Here is an 8330-nt window from a genome sequence, read left to right as displayed (position 1 = left end):
GGTTTCGCCGCTGCACTCTTCGGCGCGGCCTTGGTAGCTGTCGGTTTCGCCGCTGCACTCTTCGGCGCGGCCTTGGTAGCTGTCGGTTTCGCCGCTGCGCTCTTCGGCGCGGCCTTGGCAACTGCCGGTTTCGCCGCTGCACGCTTCGGGGCCGCCTTGGCTGCCGCAGGTTTCGCCGCCGCGCTCTTCGGCGCGGCCTTGGTAGCTGCCGGTTTCGCCGCAACACTTTTTGGCGCGGCCTTGGCCGCAGCCGGTTTCGCCACTGCACGCTTCGGGGCCGCTTTGGCTGCTGCCGGTTTTGCAGCTGCGCTTTTGGGAGCGGCCTTGGCCGTGGCAGGTTTTGTCGATGTGTTCTTTGGTGCGGCCTTGGACGCGGTCGGTTTCGCCGCTGCACGCTTTGGCGCCGCCTTGGCTGCCGCGGGTTTTGAAGCTGTGCTCTTTGGCGCGGCCTTGGGTGCTGCCGGTTTGGACGCAGTGTTCTTTGGAGCTGTTTTGGATGCCGCAGCTTTCGTTGCCGCCGGTTTGCGCGCTGCCCGCGTTCTTGACGCGGTCTTTTTCGGCGTGCCGCCGTTGGTCTCGTCGGTCATTATCTGGTCTCCAGTCCTTTTCGCCGCCCGATTTCATTCGGTTGATCTGCAATTTGGCTTCACCAAACCAAGGCGCACATATTGCGCTTCACAGACTTAAATTCAAGTCATCGTTGGAACAGCTGGTCTAGTGTTGCTGTTCGAGCTCGTCTCCCGAACCTTCGTCAGTGTCCTCAGAACTGGTATCGATAGACCCGAGCAGGTGGGTAAAAAAATCCTCATCGTTTGAAACAAAGATGTTACCTGCATAATCAAACGTGTAGACATCGTCGGATCCGTCGCCCAGAAAACAGTAAAACCAACTCGCGCCAGAGTGAGCAAAGACGACTACCGTTTCGGGAGGGTAAGACCACCCCTTCGGATTGTCCTCGAAATCAAAAACCGTTGTTTCATCATATGGATAGTAACCAGCTGCAGACAATTGCTCAGTGAGAAGGCAAGGCAATTCATAGTCCCGAAAACCCGGTTCTTCATCAATGCCGAACCTTTCAAGAAAGGCGATGAACTGCTTTGATATTCCCGGAAACTTGTCTTTTATTTCAGTGATCGTTTCGCGGCTCACAGGAGCATTTTCACGATAGCGGCCTTGCAGTCTGATTTCTTCAAGAAGCTTCTCAGGAAAGATCATTTTGAAAACCTGTGACATGGCTTGGAAAACAGTAGCTAGTTCCAGCAATCATGGCAGGCTTGTCAATGGACCAAGCGCACCGAAAGCAATTGCACATCGGTTTTCAATTGGTACAAGGCACACCACTATCGTGCACAGTCTGAAGCTGTCCGAAAACCGTGTGCCAGTCCAGCCGTTCGCACGTCTTGAGGTGACGGTCTTCGCCGAAGCTTTGATCGAGCAGGACCTCACGGGCGCTGAAATGCTCCAGCGCCTCGTTCACGATCGTGATCATGATGTCCAGCCCTAGATGACGTGTGATGCCAGCGGCGCGAAACCGTTGAAACCGACGGACGAATAGGTCGTGGTATAGGCGCCGCAGGCCTCGATCAGAACCTTGTCGCCGATGGACAGGCTGACCGGCAGTTCATACGGCGTTTTCTCGTAAAGGACGTCAACGCTGTCGCAGGTCGGTCCGGCCAGGACGCAAGGAGCAGTGCTGTCACCGTCGCGCGGCGTGCGGATCGGGTAGCGGATCGCCTCGTCCATGGTTTCAGCCAGCCCGTGGAACTTGCCGATGTCGAGATAGACCCAGCGAATTTCCTCATGCGCGGACTTCCTGGATATCAGAACGACTTCAGCTTCGATCATGCCGGCATTTCCGACCATACCGCGGCCCGGTTCGATGATCGTGGACGGCAGCCGGTTGCCGAAATGCTTCGAAAGCGCCTGGAAAATCGCCTCGCCATAGCGCGGCACGCCGGGCACGTCCTTCAGGTAGCGGGTCGGGAACCCGCCGCCCATGTTGACCATCTTCAGTTCGATGCCGCGCAGCGCCATTTCCCGGAAGACGCCTGCCGCCATGGCGAGAGCGAAATCCCAGGCTTCGAGATTGGCTTGCTGGGAGCCGACATGGAAGGAGACGCCATAGGCTTCGAGACCGAGCCGGTGGGCGTGCTCAAGAACGTCGGGTGCCATGTCCGGGTCGCAACCGAATTTGCGCGAAAGCGGCCACTCGGCACCGACACCATCGCACAGGACGCGGCAGAAGACCCGTGATCCCGGTGCAACGCTGGCGATTTTTTCGACTTCTTCGATGCAGTCGACGGCAAAGAGCCGGACGCCATGGTCAAAGGCACGCGCAATGTCCTTCTCCTTCTTGATGGTATTGCCGTAGGAAATCCGCTCTGCATCGGCCCCGGTTTCAAGCACCATTTCGATTTCGCCGACGGACGCGCAGTCGAAGCACGAGCCAAGGCTTTCCAGCAGCGACAGGATTTCCGGCGCGGGATTGGCCTTCACGGCGTAATAAACGGACGTATCCGGCAGGGATCTGGCGAATGCGTGAAAGTTGTCGCGGACGATATCGAGGTCGACAACAACGCAGGGTCCGTCATCATCGCGTCGTCGCAGGAAGTCGCGGATGCGCTCGCTCATGGGGATTACCCCTTTCAAATCTGGCTACAGACGCGCGAATTCCGGTTGGCGCGCTGCAGTTCTCGTCGCAGGGTGCTGCAATGCGCACCGGGCCTCCCCCGGGATGGAACCGGAGGCCGGGTTGACTGCAGCGACGGTTGGGCGATTGCAGCATCATGAATGCACACAAGCGCTTTCCCGCGTCGGGAATGCCGTTGATTGGATCGGAGATACCGAGCCGCACGTCGGGCAAGGATGTAACAAGTGCCTCTTCAGTGACGCCGGAGATTGGAAACCCCGGCAGAGACCAAAAAAGCCCTCTTACGTCGTTGCTTTAAGCCGTCCGGATCTGCTGCCCGCCCCTTGGCGGTTTTTTTGGCAGCGGCCCCTTAAGAGATGTTGTTCGAACACCCCATGAACGACCTCGGGCACGTGCGAATTTGGGCGAGCGCTATATGCGCTTGTTTGGGATGCCGCGCAAGTGAAATTTCAGGTGGAGACGTATTTTTTTTGAGACCGGTTCAAACCGGCAGGAAGCAGACCTTCAGGACGGAAGGAATTGTTCAGAATGTACTCAATGAAGGGCCCTGATCGTCTTGGTGAGATGGTCGGCAAAAACACGGACCCGGCGCGGCTGTGCCCGGCTCGGAGGAAACAGGATCTGCAAGGGCGAGCCCGGCGGTTCGAAGTCGGGCAACAGGGCAATCAGACGTCCGTCTCGAATGTCATCGGCTGAATCGAATTCCGACTTCAGTGCGATCCCCCGCCCCTCCAGGGCCCACTCACGCACAAGGGCGCCGTCATTGGCAATCAGGTTGCCGGACACCGTGACGACGTGCTTCACGCCACCTTTCACGAACGTCCAGGAATTGTCGATATTCTGTCCAAACCGCATCAGCAGGCAATTGTGGTCTTTCAGATCAGCAGGCGCTTCGGGTGCGCCGTGTGTTTGAACATACGCCGACGATGCACACAGGATGCGCTTGCGCGAGCCCACATGCCTGACCCTCAACGAGCTGTCGCTGATCGATCCGAATCGGACCGCAAGGTCGATCCCGAGACCGACAATATCGACATAGCCGTCCGAGAGATGGAGATCGATCGAAATCAACGGGTGTTCGGCCTGAAACCTTGCAATAGCACCGGAAATGACATGGCGCCCGAGATCTTCGGGCGCGCTCACACGGATGAGCCCGGACAGCATGGTTGCGCCCGTCCGTATCCGGCTGTCGAGTTCCTCGACTTCGCTGAGCACCGTGCGCGCGCCTTCAAAGAGCGCCCGCCCCTCTTCCGTAAGGCTGATGGATCGTGTCGTCCGGTTGAGAAGGACGACTTCATAATGCGCTTCGAGCGCTGCCAGCCTTTCCGAAACGGTTGTCGGCGACAGCCCGGCTTCGCGCGCCGCCGCGGCCAGGCTGCCTTTTTCAACGATCAGCAGAAACAGGGATATATTGTCGATAAGCATTATACGGATTTTCCGGATTGTCTCTGCGCATACTGCCGGTTTATCCGAAACGGTCAAGGAATTAGATATCGCATTGAACACAGCACCGGACACGGAGAAGCAAACATGACCCAACTCACCATCGTCGCCAACATCAAGGCCAACCCGGACAAGATCGACCTCGTGAAAGCCGAGCTCCTCAAGCTCATCGAGACAACCCGAAGCGAAAACGGCTGCATCAATTACGACCTTCACCAGGACAACGAAAACCCGGCCCATTTCATGTTCTACGAGAACTGGGAAAGCCGGGAACTCTGGCAGATCCATATGAATGCGCCGCATCTGGCCGCCTACATGCAGGCAACCGAGGGCGCTGTCGCGGAATTCACGCTGAACGAGATGACCGTGATCGGCTGACCCGGCGAACACGCCTCCACTCAACCTGAAAACGCACGTGAATCACTTTGAGAACAAGACAATGAAAGCCGTTGCACTGACTCGTTATTTACCGATCGACAATCCGGAAAGCTTCATGGATGTCGATCTTCCGAAACCCGTGCCCGAAGGACGCGACTTGCTGGTCGCAGTCAGGGCCGTTTCCGTCAATCCGGTCGATACCAAGGTGCGAGCGCCCAAGGACACGGTGGAGGAGACACCGCGTGTTCTTGGATGGGATGCGGCCGGTATCGTTGAAGCCGTTGGCCCGGACGTGACGCTGTTCAAACCGGGTGATGAGGTTTACTACGCCGGCGACATCACCCGTGCCGGTTCGAACTCCCAATACCAGCTCATCGACGAACGGATCGTCGGTGTAAAGCCGAAGACCCTCGGCTTTGCCGAAGCAGCGGCTTTGCCGCTGACAACCCTGACGGCCTACGAATCCTTCTTCGACCGTCTCGGGATCGACCGCGATGGCGGCAACGCGGGCGACAGCATCCTGATCATCGGTGCAGGCGGCGGTGTCGGTTCAATCGGCATCCAGCTTGCCAAGGCGGCCAGACTGAAAATCATTGCAACCGCATCGCGTCCGGAAACCTCCGCCTGGGTGACGGAGCTGGGTGCGGACCATGTCGTCAATCACAGAGAAGACATGGTCGCACAGGTTCGCGCCCTCGGTTTCGACACTGTCGACCACATCGCCATTTTCAATGACATGCGCCATTGGGATACGGCGGTGGAGCTCATCCGTCCGCAGGGCGGCATCGTCACCATCGACGACACCAATCTGCCTATGCCGATGGACAAGATGAAGATGAAAGCCGCAAGCCTTCATTGGGAGTTCATGTTCGCACGCGCCATGTTCCAGACACCGGACATGATCGAGCAGCACAAGCTGCTGACCTATGTCGCGGGCGAGATCGACGCCGGTCGGATCCGCACGACGCTCGATACGGTTCTTTCACCGATCAATGCGGAAAACATGCGCAAGGCGCATGCGCTCATTGAAACGGGCACCGCAAAGGGCAAAATAGTGCTTGAGGGATACTGAGCGCGGGTTGGCGCGGCCGGGTGACCGGCTGCGCCTGATCTGCCGGAGGCTTCAGCCAAAAGAGGGACATTCACATGGCCGCATTGCAACCGCCTGTCTGCGACTTCGATTGGCAGGCTCCCGATTTCACCCTCTTGGGCACCGATGGCAGGCATCACAGCCTGAGCGAGGTGGCCGGCGAGAATGGCACGCTGGTCATGTTCATCTGCAATCACTGCCCTTTCGTGCTGGCGATACTCGACAAGATCCTCCGCGATGCACAAGAATTGACGGAACACGGCATCGGCGTTGCCGCGATCTGCTCCAACGACCCCGTCTCCTACCCGGCGGACAATTATGAAAACATGCAGCTGATGGCCGAAAGACACGACTTTCCGTTTCGCTATCTGCACGATGCGGATCAGACCGTTGCAAAGACCTACGACGCCGTCTGCACGCCCGATTTCTTCGGTTTCAACAAGGATCTGGGCCTGCAATATCGCGGCAGGCTCGATGCAACGCGCATGGGCGCCTCGCCTGCGGACTTGCGCCGCGATCTCTTTGAGGCCATGAAACAGATAGCGGAAACCGGTCGCGGTCCTGAAGATCAGATCCCCTCGATCGGCTGCTCCATCAAGTGGAAATAAACCCGGGCGGAAACATGCAGATCCACCAACTCAACCACGTCAACCTGCGCACCACGCAGCTGGACACCATGATCTCCTGGTACGAGGACGTCCTCGGCCTCACCTCCGGCCCCCGGCCGGACTTTCCCTTTCCCGGAGCCTGGCTCTACGCCGGAGACACGGCCTTCGTGCATCTTGTCGGCCTGGATGGCGACGCGGGAACAGGATCTGAGGTGGAACTGAAACTGGAGCACTTCGCCTTTTCAGCCACCGGGGCTGAGGAATTTGAAGAACGGCTGCGCCAGCGCGGTGAAACCTACCGCAAGTCCGAACTGGCGGCTCTCAACCTCGTTGCCATCAATGTCTGGGACCCGGACGGCAATCACATCCACGTTGATTTTCGCACCAACGTCTGATTTCGGCCTCGAATTCTGTTGCTTCCTGCAAGGCCCGCTCTAGCTATCAGGTCGGTTGCTTGACCCAGATTGACCCGTTGAACGGAGGCCGGACATGATCCGAATTCTTGCAGGCTCTGCTGCCCTTGCGCTTGTTGCCACGTCCGCATTGGCTGAACCGCACCGGTATGAACTCGACCCGACCCACACGACGATCGCGTTCATGGTCGATCACATCGGCTATGCCGATACGCTTGGCGTATTTCTCGAGTTCGAGGGCGGTTTCACCTACGACATGGACACACAGGAACTCTCCGAAGTCGAGATCACGGTGAAGACCGCCAGCGTTCAATCCTTCAACGAAGCGCGGGACAACCATGTCCGCAACAAGGATTTTCTGGACGTTGAACAGTTCCCCGTGATGACATTCACAGCCGACAGCGGAACGCCGACGAGCGAGACGACCGGAACCGTGACGGGCAATCTGACGCTTCTGGGCAACACGCAGCCGCTGACGCTTGATGTCACCCTCAAAAAGGCTGCCGATTATCCCTTCGGGCACAAGCGCTTCACGCTCGGGATCAGCGCGCGCGGCACCGTCGAGCGCAGCGCTTACGGCATGACCTACGCCGTCGACAACGGATTTGTCGGCGACGCGGTCCAGTTGATCATCGAAACGGAGGCCATGCGCGTCGACGGGTAACGCCTGTCAGACGGCCTTGTCCATGAGCGGCTGCAAGGCCGGATGAATGTTCGGGCTTTCTTCGCGAATGAACCGCAGCAGCGCCTTTTCATTTTCATGAAGAACACCGTCGCGCCCGATGCGCTCGACCAGCCACGAGGCTTCGTCTTCGCTCACCGTTTCATTCGCGGCGATTTCCGCTTCCATGGACGCGCCCCTTGCCGCGAAGGGATCGTTGACCGCGTAGGAATCGCGAATACCGCTGACACCGCCGCTGATCATCTTGCGGAAGAAACCGCCGAGACCGCGCTCGTATCCGCCGGGCTGGTTCAACCAGTCCTCGCGTGCCAGCGCGACGTCGCGCGACGGCGGCGTGAACCCGGACATGGCCATCAGATGATTGGCGACCGCCTTGGAAAAAAGCTCCGACCAGGCCGGCGCGTTTTCAGCTTCGATCGTGGCGTCGTTCAGGTCGAACAGGATCTCCGCCTCTGCCTTTGAAATCGCGACACCGCCGCAGCCTGACCCGGCATAAAGAACCCGTCGAAGGATCTCCACTTCTCCGTCCGAAATGACACCGGGTTTCAGCTCATTGCCGGCCCGCGTCGCGCCCTTGCCGGAGATGACGGACGCGCTGACTGCCTTAAGGGCAAACTGCTCAAGGCTCTCCGGGGCCTCGCGGGCCTTCTCAAGCACATGCAGCACCGCATCGAGCTCGGTTCGGCTGCAGACGTGGCCATCCGCCTCGATCTGGGCAATCAGCCACGCCGCGTTCTCGTCTGAAACGTAGCCTTCCGGCCGCGCCTGATTGACGAGGATGTCAGCGACTGCCTCGGGAAACAGCTCGTACCATGTGCTGGCGTAAGTCAGCTCTGCATCGTTCAGCCGGAACAGCGCGGCACCTTCATCAAGGGAGACAGCCATGTCGCCATAGATGAAGCGGCGGAGCGTGATTACATCGTCCTCACCGACATTCCCGGAGGCGATCTTCGCGGTGACAAATTCATTCAAATCGGGCTTGGCCATGATTTCCCCCTTGGAGACTTTGACGAGGACTTTCGCCCGAAAACCTTGATATTCCGGTAACAAAAAAGGGAGCCACAAA

General features: G+C 58.5%; 10 protein-coding genes and 1 pseudogene. 6 read left to right on the top strand and 5 right to left on the bottom strand.

What is annotated here, in order from left to right:
• Positions 1 to 687: pseudogene (locus RBB49_RS26865) on the top strand (hypothetical protein); the annotation flags it as partial.
• Positions 688 to 714: 27 nt separating this feature from the next.
• Here the strand turns inward: RBB49_RS26865 and RBB49_RS26860 are convergent.
• From RBB49_RS26860 to RBB49_RS26845, 4 genes are all read right to left on the bottom strand, one after another.
• On the bottom strand, positions 715 to 1215 hold the full coding sequence (locus tag RBB49_RS26860; protein ID WP_306146045.1) for a hypothetical protein: 501 nt from the start codon (positions 1213 to 1215) through the stop codon (positions 715 to 717).
• Positions 1216 to 1318: 103 nt separating this feature from the next.
• Entirely contained in the window at positions 1319 to 1489 is a 171-nt protein-coding gene (locus tag RBB49_RS26855) for a hypothetical protein (protein WP_306146044.1), read from the bottom strand.
• A gap of 11 nt (positions 1490 to 1500) precedes the next feature.
• Positions 1501 to 2631, bottom strand: coding sequence for a type III PLP-dependent enzyme (locus RBB49_RS26850; protein ID WP_306146043.1), 1131 nt, complete (start codon positions 2629 to 2631; stop codon positions 1501 to 1503).
• A 553-nt stretch (positions 2632 to 3184) separates the two neighbouring features.
• Positions 3185 to 4075: a LysR family transcriptional regulator gene (locus RBB49_RS26845; protein WP_306146042.1), complete on the bottom strand. Its 891-nt coding sequence runs from the start codon at positions 4073 to 4075 to the stop codon at positions 3185 to 3187.
• A 105-nt stretch (positions 4076 to 4180) separates the two neighbouring features.
• Here RBB49_RS26845 and RBB49_RS26840 point away from each other — a divergent pair, with 105 nt between their 5' ends.
• The 5 genes from RBB49_RS26840 to RBB49_RS26820 all read left to right on the top strand — a co-directional run bounded on the left by RBB49_RS26840 (position 4181) and on the right by RBB49_RS26820 (position 7246).
• Positions 4181 to 4471 carry a putative quinol monooxygenase gene (locus RBB49_RS26840; RefSeq protein WP_306146041.1) on the top strand — a complete coding sequence of 97 codons (291 nt, stop codon included), beginning with the start codon at positions 4181 to 4183 and terminating at the stop codon, positions 4469 to 4471.
• 61 nt (positions 4472 to 4532) lie between these two features.
• Positions 4533 to 5543, top strand: a complete 1011-nt coding sequence (locus RBB49_RS26835) for a zinc-binding alcohol dehydrogenase family protein (RefSeq protein ID WP_306146040.1) — start codon at positions 4533 to 4535, stop codon at positions 5541 to 5543.
• Positions 5544 to 5617: 74 nt separating this feature from the next.
• A complete protein-coding gene (locus RBB49_RS26830; RefSeq protein WP_306146039.1) occupies positions 5618 to 6169 on the top strand; it encodes a thioredoxin family protein in 552 nt (183 codons plus the stop codon).
• A 14-nt stretch (positions 6170 to 6183) separates the two neighbouring features.
• On the top strand, positions 6184 to 6564 hold the full coding sequence (locus RBB49_RS26825) for a VOC family protein (protein WP_306146038.1): 381 nt from the start codon (positions 6184 to 6186) through the stop codon (positions 6562 to 6564).
• A 94-nt stretch (positions 6565 to 6658) separates the two neighbouring features.
• On the top strand, positions 6659 to 7246 hold the full coding sequence (locus RBB49_RS26820) for a YceI family protein (RefSeq protein WP_306146037.1): 588 nt from the start codon (positions 6659 to 6661) through the stop codon (positions 7244 to 7246).
• A gap of 6 nt (positions 7247 to 7252) precedes the next feature.
• Here RBB49_RS26820 and RBB49_RS26815 read toward each other — a convergent pair whose 3' ends face one another.
• Positions 7253 to 8251, bottom strand: coding sequence for a hypothetical protein (locus RBB49_RS26815; protein WP_306146036.1), 999 nt, complete (start codon positions 8249 to 8251; stop codon positions 7253 to 7255).
• Positions 8252 to 8330: the final 79 nt, after the last annotated feature.

The organism is Roseibium sp. MMSF_3412, assembly GCF_030733265.1.
Lineage (GTDB): Bacteria > Pseudomonadota > Alphaproteobacteria > Rhizobiales > Stappiaceae > Roseibium.
The sequence above is the reverse complement of the archived record's forward strand: the minus strand, read 5'-3'. Positions and strand labels throughout refer to the sequence as shown.

Bases quoted from the DNA above. Each gene is read 5' to 3' on its own strand.
- RBB49_RS26825 (WP_306146038.1), top strand. From the start codon at position 6,184: ATGCAGATCCACCAACTCAACCACGTCAACCTGCGCACCACGCAGCTG.
- RBB49_RS26830 (WP_306146039.1), top strand. From the start codon at position 5,618: ATGGCCGCATTGCAACCGCCTGTCTGCGACTTCGATTGGCAGGCTCCC.
- RBB49_RS26815 (WP_306146036.1), bottom strand. From the start codon at position 8,251: ATGGCCAAGCCCGATTTGAATGAATTTGTCACCGCGAAGATCGCCTCC.
- RBB49_RS26820 (WP_306146037.1), top strand. From the start codon at position 6,659: ATGATCCGAATTCTTGCAGGCTCTGCTGCCCTTGCGCTTGTTGCCACG.
- RBB49_RS26840 (WP_306146041.1), top strand. From the start codon at position 4,181: ATGACCCAACTCACCATCGTCGCCAACATCAAGGCCAACCCGGACAAG.
- RBB49_RS26855 (WP_306146044.1), bottom strand. From the start codon at position 1,489: ATGATCACGATCGTGAACGAGGCGCTGGAGCATTTCAGCGCCCGTGAG.
- RBB49_RS26835 (WP_306146040.1), top strand. From the start codon at position 4,533: ATGAAAGCCGTTGCACTGACTCGTTATTTACCGATCGACAATCCGGAA.
- RBB49_RS26860 (WP_306146045.1), bottom strand. From the start codon at position 1,215: ATGATCTTTCCTGAGAAGCTTCTTGAAGAAATCAGACTGCAAGGCCGC.
- RBB49_RS26845 (WP_306146042.1), bottom strand. From the start codon at position 4,075: ATGCTTATCGACAATATATCCCTGTTTCTGCTGATCGTTGAAAAAGGC.
- RBB49_RS26850 (WP_306146043.1), bottom strand. From the start codon at position 2,631: ATGAGCGAGCGCATCCGCGACTTCCTGCGACGACGCGATGATGACGGA.